Source organism: Pseudomonas sp. S3_C06 (genome assembly GCF_054667675.1).
In genome coordinates, this window is record NZ_CP162747.1 from 1,919,885 (window position 1) to 1,938,832 (window position 18,948).

Here is an 18,948-nt window from a genome sequence, read left to right on the forward strand (position 1 = left end):
ACCAATGAGAACGGATGACGTCTTGAAATAATTAGTCGGCAGGCTGGATCGCCAACGGGGCCGGGGTGTGGCGGCGTGTCGCAGTTCTCACATCGCACCGATTTGGATCATTAGTTCTCTTTCTCAATTGACAATCATTATCATTCAACATAATTTGTCGCTCGATGTGTAGGACGGCCCGTCCCCGAAGGCGTCCCACTAACCTATTTGGCAGCAAGGTGATTTCCATGACGGAACAAGTATCCACAAGCAAGTGCGATTCACCGCTACTTCAGGCATTCGTCGACAATCGACTGATTCTGGTCAAGATTGCAGCCCGCATTACCGGCTGCCGGTCGCGCGCCGAAGATGTGGTGCAGGATGCGTTTTTCCGACTGCAATCGGCGCCACCGATCACGTCGTCGATCAAGGCGCAACTGAGCTATCTGTTCCAGATCGTGCGCAACCTCGCCATCGATCACTACCGTAAACAGGCGCTGGAACAGAAATACTCCGGCCCTGAAGAGGAAGGGCTGAATGTGGTCATCCAGGGTGCTTCGCCGGAAACCTCGCACATCAATTTTTCGACCTTGGAAAACATCGCCGACGCACTGACCGAGCTGCCGAGTCGCACTCGTTATGCGTTCGAGATGTACCGCCTGCACGGCGTGCCGCAAAAGGACATCGCCAAGGAACTCGGCGTTTCGCCGACCCTGGTCAACTTCATGATTCGTGATGCGCTGGTGCACTGCCGCAAGGTCTCGGGCAGTCGTCGGGATGCGGTGATCGCGGGTCGTCGCTAAGATTCAGATTTTGCGTCAAGCCATTCGCGAGCAGGCTCGCTCCCACATGGAATTTGTGAGTGCCACAAAACCCATGTGGGAGCGAGCCTGCTCGCGAAGGCGGCCTCAAGATCACAGAAATCCTGAAGCCAGATCATCACGCCAATTTGCACCGATCAAAAAACCGCTCACGCCCCAGGATCATCAGCGCCGCACGCTTGTGCGGGAAGTCGAACTCTTTCTCACAGTGAAAGCACTGATTCTGCATATGGCCGATCATCTTCGCATTGTCGGCGCGTGGTTCAGCGACCACCCGCTGCGTGCGCGGATCATCCAGAAACAGGTAATGCACCAGCGCCGATAGCCAGCTCGCCACTTTGTGCGGCCCGCGGTGATCCTCCTCGCCGACCAGCATGTGAATGCCACGATCGTAATTGTCGGCATCGTAGAACGGTGCAATACGATCTTCCTTGGCCCAATAAGCCTCGAAATAGGCAAACGGCTGATCATCGAAACAGCCGATCAAGGTCAGCGTGTGCGGGTCGGCATCGAGTTTGTCCAGGTATTCGCGGTGTTTCTCGAGACTGCCCTCTTCCTGCCAGAAACTGGCGACACGCGGGCTGTTCTGCCAGCGGTTGAAGCGCGGCAGGTCTTCTTCGATTTCTACGGTGCGCAGAGAAATCCACGCACCCAGACGCGCATCGAAACGCCGATAGACTTCACCGCGCGGCTTCACCGGCCGCAGCGGATGACGCTTGCCTTGGCTGATGATCATCTGCTGCGGATAGCTGCCGGTCAGCGAAGTGCCGAGCCACGGTTGTGGCAATTGCCAGAACAGCGTGCGCTCGCTGCGATATTCGCCAGCCACTTCGGCGCTCACCAACAAGCCACTGAGCAACGCCTCGGTCGGCGGCTGATCCAGTTGCCAGGTCAATTGCTGGCACGCCGGATCCCGCGCGAACAGCCAGTAACAGGCCGCCCACAGTGCCTGCCCGGGCGGCAGCGCAAAGCGCTCATCAAGCTGGATCGGTCCCTTGGCCTCCCTGTCTAGGCGCAGGCGAATCAGTGGTTGCCCGTCCAGGCTCAGGCTCAGACGGCTTTCGGTAGCATCAGCGATCAGTTGACTGCCCGATGGCAAGGCCAGGGCAGTGAGGTCATTCAGATTGGACATGGGTCGGGCTCACGATAATCGTCGACAGTTCAACGATGTGACGTGAGCCGAGAGGGGAAATTTAGGCCCTTAAGGGAAATCAGGCATCAATGAAGGGGCACCGGCACTACCGCAATCTTGTACGGATCGAAAATCTTCAGCATTTCGCCATTGTCACGTAACCCCTTAAGCAGCTTGCCAAACGCAGCACCGGTGATCGGCGCCGTCGGGCGAAGAATGGCGTAATGGTGATAGACCTGATCGATGCGCTGCGACACCAGCAATTCGTCGCGCACTTTCTCGTTACGCAGCAGGTAATCGAACAGATAGGAACGCGTCACCAGGGCGATATCCGCCCGCGAACGCAGGACCATCAGCAGATTGCTGTCGTGGGAATAGGTCAGCGTAGCGTTGTAATTCTGCGCAAGAAATTTGGGGTCAGCGTTGAAGTTGGCGAACTCGTAGTGATAACCGCTGAACAGCGCCAGGCGCTTGCCGGTGAGGTCGGCAAAATAGTTCTGCTGACGACCGTCTTCGCGTTGCGCGACGAAAATCTCCGCGTCCTCAAGACCCATGTCGACGTCCGTGTGCGGGATATCCTTCCAGCCCCATTCCGGATTCTCGAAAATCGCCATGTCGATACGGCCCTGCTTGAAGTCACCGAAACGCCGGGGGATCGAGGTCGGCACAAGGACGAACTGATAGTCGCTTTGCAGGCGATTGAGGGCCTCGACCAGTTGCGGCAAGAGGCCGGTGTCGGCACCGTTTTCCGGGCGAATGGTGTAAGGCGGAAAATGCGCCGCGCCGACCCGAACCAATTGCGCTGCCTGAGCGGGCAATACCCAGAATGCAGCCAGCGCTGCGAGCATCAACCCCGCGGCCGTCCGAATTGGCAAAGACTTCAAAACACCCCACTCCCCGAAAAAATACCGATCAATGCATTCAAGCTAGGCGGTTTCGCCCAGTTAGCCAGTTTCCCAGCTGGATAGAAAGTGCTTCAACGTTCTTCGAGGACCAGAATCAACGCCTCGTCGGCCAGTTGATCAAGGCTCAGACTGCCGCCGGCACGGAACCATGTGGTCGTCCATGACAGTGCACCGGTGAGGAAACGTCGGGTAATAAATACATCGCCACGGATAAATCCGGCGTCCTTGGCCTCACCCAGCACCTGCAGCCAGATGTCTTCGTAAACATCGCGCAGCGCCAGTACTTTGGCCTGCCCCTCTTCGGACAGCGAGCGCCACTCATAAACCAACACCGCCATGGCTTCACCGCTGCCGCCCATGATCGACTGCAGTTCGCAGCGAATCAGCGCCAGCACGCGCTCGCGCACATCTGCAGCGTCGGCCAGCGCCGCGCGCATCAGGGCCGTGTTGTAGCGGATGGTTTCTTCCATCACCGCGCGGAGGATTTCATCCTTGCTTTTGAAGTGATGAAAAATGCTCCCGGACTGGATGCCGACGGCGCCGGCCAGATCGCGCACCGTGGTGCGTTCGTAGCCTTTGTTGCGAAACAGGTGAGCCGCCACTTGCAGCAATTTGCCACGGGCGCTGTCGGGGTCGGTCAACTGGCCTTCGTCGACCAAATCGCGCATGACCCTCAGGGCTTTTTGCTCGTCCACCCGTTCTCTCCTACAGTCGATCAGTCTGTTGCCCCCTGAAACCGCAGGGTTGCGCGCAATTTAAGCCGCCAGCGGCAACCAAGCAAGCGCTTGGGAAGAAGATAGTTTCAACTGTTTACAAACCAAGCGCTTGCTTGGTAGCCTCCAGACACTTCTGTCGCAGGTTGCTGAGTCGGAGAAAAAAATGCCCACCACCGTTCGCATCGGATGCGCCAGTGCATTCTGGGGAGATACGTCCACCGCCGCCGCGCAGCTAGTGGGAGGCGGCGAGCTGGACTATCTGGTGTTCGACTACCTCGCCGAGATCACTATGTCGATCATGGCCGCTGCGCGCATGAAAGATCCGCAGGCGGGCTTCGCCAGTGACTTCATCGAAATCCTCACGCCCCTGCTGCCACAGTTGGCCGAGCAGAACATCCGCGTGATCAGCAATGCCGGCGGAGTCAATCCGCAGGCCTGCGCCAATGCCTTGCAAGCAGCTTGCGACAAGGCCGGCATCAAGCTGAAAATCGCCGTACTGCTTGGCGATGACCTGCAACCGCAACTCAAACACCTCAGCGGCATCAGCGAGATGTTCAGCGGCGCTCCACTGCCACCGATGTGCGTGTCGACCAACGCCTACCTCGGCGCACCGGGCATCGTCGAAGCGCTACGTCTGGGCGCCGACATCGTCATCACCGGACGCGTGGTCGACAGCGCTGTGGTCAGTGCCGCACTGGTGCACGAATTCGGCTGGTCGTGGCACGACTACGACAAACTCGCGCAAGCCGCGCTGGCCGGGCACATCATCGAATGCGGCGCGCAATGCACCGGCGGCAATTTCACCGATTGGCGCGAGGTGCCGGACTACGAACACATCGGCTTTCCGATCGTGGAAGTCAGCGCCGACGGCCAATTCATCGTCAGCAAGCCTGAAGGCTCCGGCGGACTGATCACGCCGCTGACCGTTGGCGAACAGATGCTGTATGAAATCGGCGATCCACAGGCCTATCTGCTGCCCGACGTGGTCTGCGATTTCACTCAGGTCAAACTTCAGCAGCAAGGCAAAAACGCGGTGCACGTGCACGGCGCCAAAGGCTTGCCGCCCAGCGACAAGTACAAGGTCAGCGCCACTTACCCGGACGGTTTTCGCTGCACCGCCAGTTGCCTGATCGCCGGTATCGATGCGGTGGACAAGGCACGGCGCGTCAGTCAGGCGATCATCGCCAGAACGGCGGAGATGTTCAGCCAGCGTGGCTGGGCGCCCTACAGCGAAACCGATATCGAACTGCTCGGCAGCGAAGCCACCTACGGCCCCCACGGTCAGCGTCACGACAGCCGTGAGGTGGTAATCAAACTCGCCGTGCGTCACCCGAACAAACAGGCATTGATCCTGTTCTCCCGGGAAATTGCCCAGGCCGCGACCGCCATGGCGCCGGGATTGACCGGCATCGTCGGCGGACGGCCAACGGTGTACCCGCTGATCCGTCTGTTCTCGTTCCTGATTGATAAAAGTGCCTGCACCCTGCAAATCGACATGGCCGGTAAAAGCCATCCTTGCGCCCTGCCCTCACTGGTTGCACTCGACAGTGACGATTTGCCGATTGCCCACCAACCAGACAAACCTCAAGGCCGCGCCGATGCCAGCGTGGCGCTGGTGAAACTGGCCGTGGCGCGCTCTGGAGACAAAGGCAATCACAGCAACATCGGCGTGCTGCCGCGCCAACCCGAATACCTGCCGTGGATCGCCGAAGCGCTGACGCCAGCCGTCATCGTCGACTGGATGAGCCACGTGCTCGACCCGATCCACGGCCGGGTCGAGCGCTGGTATCTGCCTGGCACCCACAGCCTGAATTTTCTCCTGGAAAACGCGCTCGGCGGTGGTGGCGTGGCCAGCCTGCGCATCGACCCGCAAGGCAAAGCCTTCGCCCAGCAACTGTTGGAAATCCAGATTCCGGTGCCGCAAAGCATCGCCGAACAGCTCGACTAGAGGAGGGTTTGCATGGCTTACGCGTCGATATTCAAGGCCGATCTGTTCAGCGGCCAGACCATCATCGTCACCGGCGGCGGCAGCGGCATCGGCCGTTGCACCGCGCATGAACTGGCAGCGCTCGGCGCGAATGTGCTGCTGGTCGGGCGCAAACCGGAAAAACTGCAAAAAGTCGCCGGCGAAATCGCCGAGGACGGTGGCCGCGCGCACTGGAAGGCTTGCGATATCCGCGATGAAGAAGCGGTGAAACAACTGGTCAAGGAGCTGATCGCCGAGCACGGGCCGATTCACGGTCTGGTCAACAATGCCGGCGGCCAGTACCCGTCGCCCTTGGCTTCGATCAATCAGAAAGGTTTCGAAACCGTGTTGCGCACCAACCTGGTCGGCGGTTTCCTGATGGCGCGGGAAGTGTTCAACCAATCGATGAGCAAACACGGCGGCAGCATCGTCAACATGCTCGCCGACATGTGGGGCGGCATGCCCGGCATGGGCCACTCCGGCGCGGCGCGTTCGGGCATGGACAATTTCACCAAGACTGCCGCGTTTGAATGGGGTTATGCCGGGGTGCGGGTCAACGCGGTGGCGCCGGGCTGGATCGCCTCCAGTGGTATGGACACCTATGAAGGTGCGTTCAAAGCGGTGATTCCAACCTTGCGCGAGCATGTACCGCTCAAACGCATCGGCACCGAGTCGGAAGTCAGCGCAGCGATTGTGTTTCTACTCAGCCCGGCGGCGGCGTTCATCAGCGGCAGCACCTTGAAAATCGACGGTGCGGCCAGCCTTGGCAGCCGTGCATGGCCGCTGCACAAGGCGAATCACAGCGAGTCGTTCAACGGCTTTCACCGGGCCTACCTCCCCGATGTCCTCAAGGACAAGGAGTAAGTCATGTCGCAGATCCAGTCTCAACTCGATCCGCGCAGTGAGGCCTTTGCCCGTAATCGTGCGGCAATGCTCACGGCCATTGAGCAAGTGCAGCAGCTCGAACAGAACCTGTTGAACAGAGCCGCAGAAGCCAAGGCGAAATTCGACAAGCGCGGGCAACTGTTGCCCCGCGAGCGCCTGAATCTGTTACTCGATCCCGGTGCCCCCTTCCTCGAACTGGCCAGCCTCGCCGGCTACAAACTGCACGACGACAAGGACGGCAGCTCGGCCGGGGGCGGACTGATCGCCGGCATCGGTTATGTCTGCGGCATCCGCGCGATGGTCGTGGCGAATAACAGCGCGATCAAGGGCGGCACCATCTCGCCGAGCGGCCTGAAAAAATCCCTGCGCCTGCAACAGATCGCTCAGGAAAACAAGCTCCCGGTGATCACCCTCGCCGAAAGCGGCGGCGCCAACCTCAACTACGCCGCCGAGATTTTCGTCGAAGGCGCGCGCAGTTTTGCCAACCAGGCGCGAATGTCCGCCATGGGCTTGCCGCAGATCACCGTGGTGCACGGTTCAGCCACGGCTGGCGGCGCTTATCAGCCGGGGCTGTCGGATTACGTGGTGGTCGTGCGCGGCAAGGCCAAGCTGTTTCTCGCCGGGCCGCCGCTGCTCAAAGCCGCCACCGGCGAAGTCGCCACCGATGAAGAACTCGGTGGCGCCGAGATGCATGCGCAGGTCGCCGGGACCGCCGAATACCTCGCTGAGAACGATGCCGATGGCGTGCGTCAGGTGCGTGACATCCTGCGCATGCTGCCGTGGAATGAACAACTGCCATGGTTGCCGGAGCCGCAGTACAAAGAACCGCTCTACCCCATCGATGAATTGCTCGGACTGATTCCGGATGATCCGAAAAAGCCCTATGACGTGCGCGAAATCATCGCGCGCATTGCCGACGAATCGAACTTCGTCGAGTTCAAAGGCGAGTTCGATCAGCAAACCATCTGCGGCCAATTGAAGATTCAGGGCCGCGCCTGCGGCTTTATCGGCAATAACGGCCCGATCACACCCAACGGTGCAAGCAAGGCTGCACAGTTCATCCAGTTGTGCGATCAGAGCCAGACGCCATTGCTGTTCTTCCACAACACCACCGGCTTCATGGTCGGTACCGAATCGGAACAGCAAGGCGTGATCAAACACGGCTCGAAGCTGATTCAAGCGGTGGCCAATGCGCGCGTGCCTAAACTGACGATGGTCGTCGGCGGTTCCTACGGCGCCGGCAACTACGCGATGTGCGGGCGCGGTCTCGATCCGCGTTTCATCTTCGCCTGGCCGAACAGCCGCACGGCGGTGATGGGCGGCGCACAAGCCGGGAAAGTCTTGCGCATCGTCACCGAAGCCAAACAGCTCAAGGACGGTCTGACGCCAGACCCGAAGATGCTCGACATGCTCGAACAGGTCACCGCGCAGAAACTCGACAGCCAGTCCACCGCGCTCTACGGCAGCGCCAACCTGTGGGATGACGGGCTGATCGATCCGCGCGACACGCGCACCCTGCTCGGCTATTTGCTCGATATCTGCCACGAAGCCGACATTCGCACGTTGCAACCCAACAGCTTCGGCGTCAGCCGGTTCTGACCGCCACGGATTCTACGGAGAACAAGAACAATGATCTTCACCCCGGAACACGAAGCCTTGCGCCGTACCGTCCGCCAGTTCGTCGAGCACGAGATCAATCCGCACGTCGATGAATGGGAAAAGGCTGGCCGCTTTCCCATCCACGAGATTTTCCGCAAGGCCGGCGACCTCGGTTTGCTGGGTATTTCCAAACCGGAAAAATTCGGCGGCATGGGCCTCGACTACAGCTATTCGATTGTCGCCGCCGAAGAGTTCGGCACCATTCATTGCGGCGGCATTCCGATGTCGATCGGCGTGCAGACGGATATGTGCACCCCGGCGCTCGCCCGCTTCGGCTCCGATGAACTGCGGGAAGAGTTCCTGCGTCCGGCGATCACCGGCGAACAGGTCGGTTGCATCGGCGTCTCCGAAGTTGGCGCCGGATCTGATGTGGCCGGGCTGAAAACCACCGCGCGCAAGGACGGCGACGACTATGTGATCAACGGCAGCAAGATGTGGATTACCAACTCGCCGAGCGCTGACTTCATCTGCCTGCTGGCCAACACTTCGGACGACAAACCGCACATCAACAAGTCGCTGATCATGGTGCCGATGAACACACCGGGGATCAGTCTCAGTTCCCATCTGGACAAGCTCGGCATGCGCAGTTCGGAAACCGCTCAGGTGTTTTTCGACAATGTGCGCGTGCCACAGCGCAACCGCATCGGTCATGAAGGCGCCGGGTTCATGATGCAGATGCTGCAGTTTCAGGAAGAACGTCTGTTCGGCGCAGCGAACATGATCAAAGGCCTGGAATACTGCGTCGACAGCACCATCGAATATTGCAAAGAGCGCAAGACCTTCGGCAATGCGCTGATCGACAACCAGGTGATCCACTTTCGCCTCGCCGAATTGCAGACCGAAATCGAATGCCTGCGCGCGCTGGTCTATCAGGCCACCGAGCAGTACGTGAAAGGCCAGGACGTCACGCGCCTGGCGTCGATGGCCAAGCTCAAGGCCGGACGCCTCGGCCGCGAAGTCAGCGACAGTTGCCTGCAATATTGGGGCGGCATGGGCTTCATGTGGGACAACCCGGTGGCCCGCGCCTATCGCGATGTGCGGCTGGTGTCGATTGGCGGCGGCGCCGACGAAATCATGCTGGGGATCATCTGCAAACTGATGGGCATCCTGCCCGGGAAAAAGAAATGAGCAGCCTGCCGGATTGCCAGACGCTGCTGCAGGAGCTGCATGGCGGTGTGCTGCACATCACCCTCAATCGGCCGGACAGCCGTAATGCGATGAGCCTGCAGATGGTGGCTGAATTGCGCTCGATGCTGGCGGCTGTGCGGGATGACCGTGCTGTCCGGGCCTTGGTACTCAGCGGTGCTGGCGGGCATTTCTGTGCCGGTGGCGATATCAAGGACATGGCCAGTGCACGCGCTCAGGGCTCTGATGCTTATCGTGATCTGAATCGTGCTTTCGGCGCCTTGCTGGAAGAGGCGCAACACACGCCGCAAGTATTGATCACGGTGCTGCAAGGCGCGGTGCTCGGCGGTGGTTTCGGTCTGGCGTGTGTCAGTGATATCGCGATTGCCGATCATCAGGCGCAATTTGGTCTGCCGGAAACCAGCCTCGGCTTGCTGCCGGCGCAGATCGCACCGTTTGTGGTGCAGCGCATCGGCCTGACCGAAACCCGTCGGTTGGCGCTAACGGCAGCGCGTTTTGACGGGCATCAGGCACGGCGTCTGGGGCTGGTGCACTTTGTCGAACAGGATCCGCAGGCGCTGGCCGAGCGGCTGGATGAGGTACTGCAACATGTGTTGTGTTGCGCGCCGGAGGCGAATGCGATGACCAAGAAATTGCTGTTGGCGAGTGCCGGGCAGCCTTCGAGTGAATTGCTTGATGAGGCGGCGCAGTGGTTTAGCGAAGCGGTGACTGGCGACGAAGGTGTGGAGGGAACCATGGCATTCATGCAGAAACGCAAACCTCGGTGGGCCTCTTAAAAGCTTCGCGAGCAAGCTCGCTCCCACAGGTTTTGTGAACGACGCAAACCCCTTGTGGGAGCGAGCCTGCTCGCGAAGAGGCCAGCCAATCCACCGCCAAATATTCAGGAAGATCACCATGCCCGCCATCCACAAAATCCTGATCGCCAACCGCGGTGAAATCGCCTGCCGCATCCAGCGTACCGCCCAGGCTTTGGGCTATCGCACCGTCGCCGTCTTCAGCGACGCCGACGCCGATGCCCTGCACGTGAAAATGGCCGATCAAGCCGTTCACATCGGCCCCGCGCCCGTGCAGCAGTCCTACCTGAACATCTCGGCCATAGTGGACGCCGCCCGCCGCAGCGGCGCCGACGCAATCCACCCAGGCTACGGGTTTCTCTCGGAAAACGCCGAATTCGCCCGCGCCTGCGAGCAAGCCGGGCTGATCTTCATCGGCCCCAGCGTCGCAGCCATCGAGCTGATGGGCAGCAAACGCCAGTCAAAAATCGCCATGCTCGAAGCCGGCGTGCCGTGCATCGCCGGTTATCAGGGCGCAGAACAAGACGACGCAACGTTGCTGCGCGAGGCTGAACGCATCGGTTATCCACTGATGATCAAAGCCAGCGCCGGCGGCGGTGGACGCGGCATGCGTCTGGTGCTCGACGCCGCTGATCTGCCAGCGCAACTGCGCACCGCACGCTCCGAAGCTTTGAACGGTTTCGGCAGCGACGAATTGATTCTCGAACAAGCGTTGCTCGAACCACGGCACGTCGAAGTACAACTGTTCGGCGATCATCACGGCAACCTGATCTACCTGGGCGAACGCGACTGTTCGATCCAGCGTCGCCACCAGAAAGTCATCGAAGAGGCACCTTGCCCGGTGATGACCGCCGAACTGCGCCAGGCCATGGGTGAAGCGGCGCTCAAGGCTGGCCGCTCGGTGAATTACGTCGGTGCCGGCACGGTGGAGTTCTTGCTCGATGCGCGCGGACAGTTCTACTTTCTGGAGATGAACACGCGTTTGCAAGTGGAACACCCGGTGACTGAATTGATCACCGGGCTGGATCTGGTGGCGTGGCAAATATTGGTTGCCGAAGGTCAGCCATTGCCGCTGACTCAGGATCAGGTCCAGCTCAACGGGCATGCAATCGAAGTGCGACTCTATGCCGAAGATCCAGCACAGGATTTTCTGCCGCAAACCGGCCGCATAGAAGCCTGGGCGCCAGCGCTTCGACACGGCGCGCGAATCGATCATGGCTTGCTGGAAGGGCAATCGATCAGCCCGTTTTACGACCCGATGCTCGGCAAAATGATCGCTTTCGGCGCCACTCGCGAAGAGGCCCGGCGCAAACTGTTGCGCGCAGTACAGGACACGGTTTTATTGGGCATGCAAAGCAATCAGCGCTTGCTCGTCAGCCTGTTGCAACATCCGCAGTTCATCAGCGGTGAATTCAGTACCGCCTTCATTGCGCAGCATTTCAGCGATCATCCGAGCCTGCACCGTTACTCGCCGAGTGTCGAAGACCTGGCGATCGCCGCAGTGCTGTTCTATCAAACCAGCGCCCTCAGCCATCGCGCGCCGCTTTCCGGCTGGCGCAACAACGCCAGTGTGCCGCTGCATTATCGTCTTGGCCGCGACGAACAGAACTGGACACTGCAACTGCTCGCCGAGCCGCAAGGTGCGTTCAAGGTGCAGGTCGGCGAACGCACGCTGGCATTGAAACTCATCGACCACGACGCACATTCAGTGACGCTGGAAGTCGACGGTCTGCGCCAGCGCCAGGCCTTTCGCCAGAATGGCCAGCAGCTCTGGCTGTTCACCCTCCCCGGAAGCCTGCGCCTGGAGGATCGAACTCACGCCGTGATCGACAGTCAGACCAGCGTCAGCTCCGGCACCCTGAAAGCGCCGATGGACGGTGCCATCGTCGACGTACTGGTCAGCGAAGGCAGCCCGGTCAGCAAAGGTCAGTTGCTGGTGGTGCTGGAGGCAATGAAAATGGAGCACCCGCTCAAGGCCGGCATCGACGGCGTGCTCAAGCGGGTGCAGGTCAAGGTCGGCGATCAGGTAAAAAATCGTCAGGTTCTGTTGCAGGTCGAGTAGTCGCCCACACGCGGATGCGGGTTTTGACTACGCTCTGAGTTATCAGAACGCGGAAATCAGGAACCCTGCGATGCCCCACTGGCTGGTCATAGATCTGGAAGCCACCACCGATGAGGGTGGCTGGCCGGTCACCGAAATGGAAATTATCGAGATCGGCGCCACTTTGGTCGATCGCGCCGGGCGCGAGCAGGATCACTTCCAGCGCTTCGTCAAACCGACGCGGCGGCCATTGCTGACACCTTTTTGTCGTGAGCTCACGCACATCACTCAAGCCAATATCGACACGGCGCAGCCGTTGACCGAAGTCTGGCCGGCGTTCGAACGCTGGCTGGCCCAGCATCAATCACGTCTCGAAGGCTGGGCCAGTTGGGGTGATTACGACCGCAAGCAGTTGTTGCAGGAGTGGCAGCGTCTGCAAATCGACAGTGGCTTGAGCAAAGTGCCGCACATGAACCTCAAACAACGCTTCGCCAAGGCTCGGCGCCTCGAACGGCCGCTGGGCCTTAACGGCGCACTGCAATTGGCCGGCATGCAGTTCAGCGGTCAACAGCATCGAGCGCTGGAGGATGCACGCAACACCGCGCGATTGTTGCCACTGGTATTGCCACTTTGATTGCCACTCCAGGGTCAATTCGAGAACTCACTGGACAGACGCCGGGCAGGTGACGGCGTTGAACGCCTTGTGCATACTGGCCGCCTCCATTTTTCAGCCCTTTGCGAGGAATCGCCCATGTTTAAAGTCAACGAGTACTTCGACGGCACCGTCAAGTCGATCGCCTTTGGCACCGCTGAAGGTCCGGCGACCATCGGCGTCATGGCGCCGGGCGAATACGAATTCGGCACTGCTCAGCGTGAAATCATGCACGTCGTGTCTGGTGCACTGACCGTCAAACTGCCCGACAGCAGCGACTGGGAAACCTTCGCCGCTGGCAGCCAGTTCAACGTTCCGGCCAACAGCAAGTTCCAGCTGAAAGTGGCGGTCGACACCGCTTACCTGTGCGAATACCGCGGCTAACCCCAAGGCTCGCAGCGAAAAAAGAAGTACTGCACCCATAAAAATGCCCGTGTCCAAAGACACGGGCATTTACGTTTCAGTGGCGGATTACTCGAGAATCTCCACCGGCATGCCGACTTCGAGTCGACCATTGCTGTCATTCACCAGGTTCTGGCCGAACATCGCGCCATCGGCTTCGGCGCGATATTTCTGCAGGGTTGCCAGCGGTTCACGATCGGCACTGCGTTCGCCGGTTTGCGGGTCGATGGTGGTGAGAATGCAGCGCGAGCATGGCTTGACCACGCGAAACTCGACGTCGCCAATGCGAATCCGCTTCCAGCCGTCCTCGGCGAATGCCTCGCTGCCCTCGATCACCAGGTTCGGCCGAAAACGCAACATTTCCAGCGGGCGTCCAACCTTTTGCGAGAGATCCTGCAAAGAGGCTTCGCCGATCAACAGCAGAGGAAATCCGTCGGCGAACGCGACCTGATCATCTTCGTAGCCATAGCCAGCTTGCGTGGTGCGAGCGCGATCCAGCGGCACCTGCACCAGACGGGTCGGTTTTCCAATGAAATCGCTGACCCACCGGGCAGCCTCATCACCGGCATCCGGCACGCGCAAGGTGTCACGCCAGATCGTCACGCCGCGCAGTTCAGCGTCGTTGCCCGGCAAGGCGATGTCGATGGAAGACTGCTGCGGCGCACTGAGGGTCAGACCGCCCTGCACATTCCACAGGGCCGACAACTGGCTCATCTTCGCTTCGGCGCGCTGGGTCAGGAAGCGGCCGCTGGCTTCGTCCACGAGCATCCAGCGTCGGTCGCCATCAAGGCCCAGCTTGTCGAGGTCGACGTGTTGCAGCACATCGACTTTGCCGGATTTCAACGGGTAACGATAAAGCGCGCTCAGACGCAGCATGGCCAGCTCCCTGGAGGATAAAAACGCCACCCTATACGAGCTTGATCAGGAATCAAAGAGCAAAAACTGTAGGAGTGAGCCTGCTCGCGATAGCGGTGTGTCAGGTAATGATTCGGGGCTGACACACCGCTATCGCGAGCAGGCTCACTCCTACAGTGGGTGTGTGATCAGGCCGGAACTTCGTCGAGCATCAGACGCTGGCGAACCACGTCGACCAGTTTGTCCGGCTGGAACTTGGAGAGGAAGTTGTCGCAACCGACCTTCTTCACCATCGAATCGTTGAAGCTGCCGGACAACGAGGTATGCAGCACCACGTACAGGCCACGCAGACGCGGGTCGTTGCGAATTTCGGTAGTCAGACGATAGCCGTCCATTTCCGGCATTTCCGCATCGGTGAAAATCATCAGCAGCTTGTCGGTCATGTTGACGCCGGTATCGGCCCAGGCCTTGAGCATGTTCAGCGCCTTAAGACCATCGCTGGCAATGTGCATTTTCACGCCGAGCTGGCCGAGCGTGTCACGCAATTGCGAGAGCGCGACGTTGGAGTCGTCCACCAACAGCACTTCACGGCCACGGGCGCGTTCCAGCACCGGGTCTTCGAGTTTTTCCCGCGAGACCTTGGCGTTGTACGGGACGATTTCGGCGAGGACTTTTTCGACGTCGATGATTTCCACCAGTTGATCATCGACTTTGCTGATCGCGGTCAGATAATGCTGGCGCCCGGCGCTGGTCGGCGGCGGCAGAATGGCTTCCCAGTTCATGTTGACGATGCGGTCTACACCGCCGACGAGGAAAGCCTGCACCGAGCGGTTGTACTCGGTGACGATGATCGTGCTGTTCGGCCCCGGCACCAATGGACGCATGCCGATCGCTTGCGACAGATCGATCACCGGCAAGGTCTGACCGCGCAGATTGACCACCCCGCAGACAAACGGGTGACGCTGCGGCATCAAGGTCAGCTTCGGCAGTTGCAGCACTTCCTGAACCTTGAACACGTTGATCGCGAACAACTGACGCCCGGCCAGTCGAAACATGAGAATTTCCAGGCGATTCTCACCCACCAGTTGCGTGCGTTGGTCTACCGTGTCGAGAATGCCGGCCATCAATGACTCCTGGGCTTGTTCTGATGAATTTCACTATGTGAGGTTATCGGCGGCAAATGGCGGTTCTTGATTGCCATGCCAGACCCGCGCAAAAATGCCATGATCGGGCATTGATGTCACATTAACATCATGGTTTACTGGCGCAGTGATTTTCATCTGCTACATTCTCTGCGGCGCGACCTCGGTTTGCACGGTAGGTTCCCGTGCCTAAGGGATTCCCCTAGTAACAATCAGGCCCAACCTGATATTCGCAATATCCAATAGCCATTAATGTGACGCCATTCTCATTGCATGAACGGAGTCAGGCTATTGTGTGCGATCGCAGTTCAGTGGAAACAACCCCTCTGGAACCCCTCAGCCTGTGCACCTGCACGTCTGGGCGCGATCTCCCGACGATTCATGATCGTCGCCACACACGGCATTCCCTCATCAGACATGACGTGGTGGAGATAAGCATGCCAATGGACCGCAAAGAGTGGGTACAACGCTTCCCCGAATTCCTTGTCGAGGCCGAACAACTCCTGGCCAAGTCCGAAGAATGCCTCAGCCATCTGCAACTGATCAGCAATGACAAGGACGCCATCGAGTGCATACTCAGTACCCTCCTCAAACTCGCACGCCGCGCTGAAGCCTTGGCGCTGGAGGCGATTTCCGAGTTTTCCCTGCACATTTACAGCCTGCTCAATCTGAACCAGGATCACGTCGACCTGCACGAACAAGCGCTGCAAGCGTTGCAGGACTGCTTCACGCTGATGGCCTGGCAGTTGGAACTGGTCGATCAGCAGACCGGGCAACTGAGCCTTGATGAAAGCGAACAGACATCGCTGATCGAAGCATTCGCCTTCCAGGTCGGACAAAGCCAGTTGCAGCCACCATTGACGGGCAAACGCTTGCCTCAACTGCCCTACTCGGGCCAAGCCTGAACTGCCCCTAGTACTCCGCGCAGGCACATTGAACTCAAACGTTGATGTCGTAATTGGATAGTTCATACCTGTCAGCGACAAACCGAATTAAATAATCAGCTTTGACAGACACGAATGTTTTCTGCCGGCCTCAGGGTTTGCCTGTGTGTAAACAAGCACACTTTCAGGCAACACCAACATCTCCCGCACACAATAAATCGGCTTTTCCATTATGGAACTTGCGTCCAATATCGCCTATTTCCTGACTCAATGGACATATATAGCAAACGCGACCAACGGTATCTTAAGTGGTATTATGCCGGGCACTAACTGCTTTCAAATTAATGGCACAGTGACTTCAGAGAGCGCTATTCGCTGAAGTAGGCGATCAATACGTTCACTGAACCGCGTTGAAATCAATAACATAATTCACAGCATTTTCAGACAGAGACCCGCCAGCCTCCGGCCGGTCTGCCCGCAGCGAACATCCATTGGCTCCATCCGTTATGTACGCCAGCCTCAAGTCAATCACTACATGGCCACCCTCCCGGGAAAATGCACGCCGGTTCACACTCATACTGTGTATCGCGGCAACGCTTGGCAGCCTGCTGACCTACAGTCTTTCGACTCCACTTTGCCTTGGATTGCTATTGCTCGACATTGCGGCTACCGCGTGTGTCTGGGTGCAATATCGCCTGTCGCGCAAATCGATCAAGTTTCAGCCGCAGGAGCTCGCCGACCGTCTGCTGGAAGTCCAGGAAAACGAACGCCATCGCCTCAGCCGTGAACTGCACGACGATATCGGCCAGTTGCTGACGGCCGCCAAACTGCAGAGCGAGTGGCTCAAACGACGCATGCCGGCTGACTTGCAGGAACAATGCACGGCGTTGTGCGACACCCTGGAAGAAACCCTTAACAAAGTGCGCGACGTTTCGGCCATTCTCAATCCACGTCAATTGACCAGCCTGGGACTTGAAGCCAGTCTGCGTGCGCATCTGCTCAAGACCTTGACCAACAGCAACGTGCACTGGAGCCTTGATTGCCAGCAGCGCCTTAACGGTATTCCAGAAGAAATGGCCGTGGCCGCTTTTCGCATCACCCAGGAGGCTGTTACCAATATCCTGCGTCACGCACAGGCGAAAAACCTGGTGATACGCGTGCAACGTCTGCCAAAAGGCCTGACCTTGCTGATCAGCGATGACGGCCTGGGATTCGCCCCGGCTGTCAATCCGGGTCGTGAAGGACAACGAGGCATGGCCGGGATGGCCGAACGAATCGAACAACTGGGTGGCACCCTGAACGTCATCAGCGAACCGGGCAAAGGCACTCAAATCGAAGCACTCTTCCCCTGGGCGCCTCGCGCACTCGAGCGGGCCAGTACGAATAAGGTTATGCGTTGACTTGCAACTTACTTCTGGTGGATGACCACTCGCTGATCAGGGCCGGCGTGCGCGCTCTGGTGCTGGATATTCCCGGTTACGCGGTGATTGGCGAGGCCAATGACGGTTCGCAACTGCTCGAAATGGTCGAGCAATTGAGTCCCGACATCGTCTTGCTGGATATCTCCATGAAAGAAACCGGTGGCCTGGAAGCCTTGCAACGGCTCAAGCGGGTGCGCCCGCAGAGCAAGGTGCTGATCCTGTCGATGCATACCGATCCAGCGTTGATCATGCAGGCCCTGGAGTCCGGCGCCCATGGTTACCTGCTCAAGGACACGACGGCCACCGAACTCGAACATGCGCTGGAAGCCTTGCGCAACAACGAGCGCTATTTGAGCCCGGCCATCGCCCATACCGTGATCAATCAGGCCCTGACGCGCAACCAGAAGCAGCAGCCGGAAATCGCCGACTCGCACAATCTGACCGCCCGCCAACTGGAAATCCTGCGCTTGATCGTGCGCGGGAAATCCACCCGGGAAATCGCCAATGGCCTGGGGCTGAGCATCAAGACAGTCGAGACCCACCGCTCTCAGATCATGAAGCGCCTGCAAATCTACGACGTTGCAGGCCTGGTGCTGTTCGCCGTGCGCGAACAGATCATCAGCCTGGACGACTGACCGATCCGGCGCTGCCCAACAATGGAGAATGCTCCGGCAAATGCACACGCAACGCCGCCGGACGCACTTCAAATCGCATGCTGTCGCCTTCCAGCGGTTCGCCATCAAGATTGATGCAGAGCCCCTCGGCGACCTTGATTTCGACCCATGGCAAGCGGGTTCGTACAAACATGTTGTCGATCCCGAAACCATCACTGAGCAGCGTCTTCAACGTGCCAACCAGCTCCTGCGGTGCCGGCAGGATGCTGATATCAAGCAAACCGTCATCGGCCAGCGCCTCTGGACACAAAACGTGCCCGCCGCCGGCCTGACGGCCATTGCCGATGCCCAGCGCCAGCAACTCGCCACGCCAGTGAAAGTCCGGCCCCTGAAGTTCGCCGTAAGCGGCATGCAGTTCGCTGAACCGTGACAAACCGGTGAACAGATAAGCGGCACCACCCAGCACCTTTTTCAGGTCCTCGGAGGTATTGGCCGTGACCTGGCTACCGAAACCGCCAGTGGCCATGTTGAGGAAAATCTGCCCGCCCACTTCACCCAGATCGATATCGCGCGGCGGTACATCAAGTAGCTCGAGTGCCTCGGCGGGCTCCAGTGGCACACCGGCTGCGCGAGAAAAATCGTTGGCGGTGCCCAAAGGTAAAAGCACCAGGCTGGCTTTACCCGGATGCGCCGCGAGCGCTTCGGCAATGTCGCGCAACGTCCCATCTCCACCGCCGGCAATGATCTTTGTGTAGCCGTCCGCCAATGCCTGTTCGACCCAACGCTGAGCATCCCCTGCCTCCCAGGTCAGGCGTACGGCCAGTTCCCAGCCCTGTTTACGCTTGTCCTCGACGGCGGTTCGAACCGCCTCGTTGAGAGCCTGCTTGCCATGCAGAATCAACAGCGCTCGGCGTTCAGTCATTACGTCACTCCA

18 protein-coding genes are annotated in these 18,948 nt (G+C 59.2%); 12 read left to right on the forward strand and 6 right to left on the reverse strand.

Annotated elements, in window-relative coordinates; genetic code table 11:
* The first annotated feature begins 227 nt into the window (after positions 1 to 227).
* A complete protein-coding gene (locus AB4N44_RS08260; RefSeq protein WP_141127401.1) occupies positions 228 to 782 on the forward strand; it encodes an RNA polymerase factor sigma-70 in 555 nt (184 codons plus the stop codon).
* Between the two features lie 136 nt (positions 783 to 918).
* Here the strand turns inward: AB4N44_RS08260 and AB4N44_RS08265 are convergent, their stop codons facing one another.
* From AB4N44_RS08265 to AB4N44_RS08275, 3 genes are all read right to left on the reverse strand, one after another.
* On the reverse strand, positions 919 to 1,932 hold the full coding sequence (locus AB4N44_RS08265; protein ID WP_460109339.1) for a GNAT family N-acetyltransferase: 1,014 nt from the start codon (positions 1,930 to 1,932) through the stop codon (positions 919 to 921).
* Positions 1,933 to 2,018: 86 nt separating this feature from the next.
* The gene (locus AB4N44_RS08270; protein ID WP_127929206.1) at positions 2,019 to 2,816 is read right to left on the reverse strand and encodes a substrate-binding periplasmic protein; all 798 of its coding nucleotides are present in this window, start codon (positions 2,814 to 2,816) and stop codon (positions 2,019 to 2,021) included.
* Between the two features lie 92 nt (positions 2,817 to 2,908).
* Positions 2,909 to 3,532, reverse strand: coding sequence for a TetR/AcrR family transcriptional regulator (locus AB4N44_RS08275; protein ID WP_122597091.1), 624 nt, complete (start codon positions 3,530 to 3,532; stop codon positions 2,909 to 2,911).
* A 184-nt stretch (positions 3,533 to 3,716) separates the two neighbouring features.
* Here AB4N44_RS08275 and AB4N44_RS08280 point away from each other — a divergent pair, with 184 nt between their 5' ends.
* The 8 genes from AB4N44_RS08280 to ppnP all read left to right on the forward strand — a co-directional run bounded on the left by AB4N44_RS08280 (position 3,717) and on the right by ppnP (position 13,080).
* Positions 3,717 to 5,501 carry an acyclic terpene utilization AtuA family protein gene (locus tag AB4N44_RS08280; RefSeq protein ID WP_460109336.1) on the forward strand — a complete coding sequence of 595 codons (1,785 nt, stop codon included), beginning with the start codon at positions 3,717 to 3,719 and terminating at the stop codon, positions 5,499 to 5,501.
* A gap of 12 nt (positions 5,502 to 5,513) precedes the next feature.
* Positions 5,514 to 6,383 carry an SDR family oxidoreductase gene (locus tag AB4N44_RS08285; protein ID WP_127929208.1) on the forward strand — a complete coding sequence of 290 codons (870 nt, stop codon included), beginning with the start codon at positions 5,514 to 5,516 and terminating at the stop codon, positions 6,381 to 6,383.
* Between the two features lie 3 nt (positions 6,384 to 6,386).
* A complete protein-coding gene (locus tag AB4N44_RS08290) occupies positions 6,387 to 8,003 on the forward strand; it encodes an acyl-CoA carboxylase subunit beta (protein WP_127929209.1) in 1,617 nt (538 codons plus the stop codon).
* Positions 8,004 to 8,033: 30 nt separating this feature from the next.
* On the forward strand, positions 8,034 to 9,191 hold the full coding sequence (gene atuD / locus AB4N44_RS08295; protein WP_007908685.1) for a citronellyl-CoA dehydrogenase: 1,158 nt from the start codon (positions 8,034 to 8,036) through the stop codon (positions 9,189 to 9,191).
* A complete protein-coding gene (locus AB4N44_RS08300; RefSeq protein ID WP_160041285.1) occupies positions 9,188 to 9,985 on the forward strand; it encodes an enoyl-CoA hydratase/isomerase family protein in 798 nt (265 codons plus the stop codon). The genes atuD and AB4N44_RS08300 overlap by 4 nt, the downstream gene beginning before the upstream one ends.
* A 118-nt stretch (positions 9,986 to 10,103) precedes the next feature.
* Positions 10,104 to 12,065 (forward strand): acetyl/propionyl/methylcrotonyl-CoA carboxylase subunit alpha, encoded by a 1,962-nt coding sequence (locus tag AB4N44_RS08305; RefSeq protein ID WP_460109334.1) that lies wholly within the window; start codon positions 10,104 to 10,106, stop codon positions 12,063 to 12,065.
* Positions 12,066 to 12,135: 70 nt separating this feature from the next.
* Positions 12,136 to 12,678, forward strand: coding sequence for a 3'-5' exonuclease (locus AB4N44_RS08310; protein WP_127929212.1), 543 nt, complete (start codon positions 12,136 to 12,138; stop codon positions 12,676 to 12,678).
* Positions 12,679 to 12,795: 117 nt separating this feature from the next.
* Entirely contained in the window at positions 12,796 to 13,080 is a 285-nt protein-coding gene (gene ppnP / locus AB4N44_RS08315; protein ID WP_003226701.1) for a pyrimidine/purine nucleoside phosphorylase, read from the forward strand.
* 87 nt (positions 13,081 to 13,167) lie between these two features.
* Here the strand turns inward: ppnP and AB4N44_RS08320 are convergent, their stop codons facing one another.
* Both AB4N44_RS08320 and AB4N44_RS08325 read right to left on the reverse strand, forming a co-directional pair.
* Positions 13,168 to 13,974, reverse strand: coding sequence for an MOSC domain-containing protein (locus AB4N44_RS08320; RefSeq protein WP_127929213.1), 807 nt, complete (start codon positions 13,972 to 13,974; stop codon positions 13,168 to 13,170).
* A 167-nt stretch (positions 13,975 to 14,141) separates the two neighbouring features.
* Positions 14,142 to 15,077 carry a chemotaxis protein CheV gene (locus AB4N44_RS08325; RefSeq protein WP_007908676.1) on the reverse strand — a complete coding sequence of 312 codons (936 nt, stop codon included), beginning with the start codon at positions 15,075 to 15,077 and terminating at the stop codon, positions 14,142 to 14,144.
* A gap of 455 nt (positions 15,078 to 15,532) precedes the next feature.
* Here AB4N44_RS08325 and AB4N44_RS08330 point away from each other — a divergent pair, with 455 nt between their 5' ends.
* The 3 genes from AB4N44_RS08330 (at position 15,533) to AB4N44_RS08340 (ending at position 18,035) form a co-directional block, all read left to right on the forward strand.
* Entirely contained in the window at positions 15,533 to 16,000 is a 468-nt protein-coding gene (locus AB4N44_RS08330; RefSeq protein ID WP_127929214.1) for a hypothetical protein, read from the forward strand.
* 485 nt (positions 16,001 to 16,485) lie between these two features.
* The gene (locus AB4N44_RS08335; protein WP_127930432.1) at positions 16,486 to 17,379 is read left to right on the forward strand and encodes a sensor histidine kinase; all 894 of its coding nucleotides are present in this window, start codon (positions 16,486 to 16,488) and stop codon (positions 17,377 to 17,379) included.
* A complete protein-coding gene (locus AB4N44_RS08340) occupies positions 17,376 to 18,035 on the forward strand; it encodes a response regulator (RefSeq protein ID WP_034155212.1) in 660 nt (219 codons plus the stop codon). Before AB4N44_RS08335 ends, AB4N44_RS08340 begins: the two co-directional genes overlap by 4 nt.
* Here the strand turns inward: AB4N44_RS08340 and yegS are convergent.
* Positions 18,019 to 18,936, reverse strand: coding sequence for a lipid kinase YegS (yegS, locus tag AB4N44_RS08345; RefSeq protein ID WP_316916865.1), 918 nt, complete (start codon positions 18,934 to 18,936; stop codon positions 18,019 to 18,021). The two genes, AB4N44_RS08340 and yegS, sit on opposite strands and share 17 nt — an antisense overlap.
* Between the last annotated feature and the right edge of the window lie 12 nt (positions 18,937 to 18,948).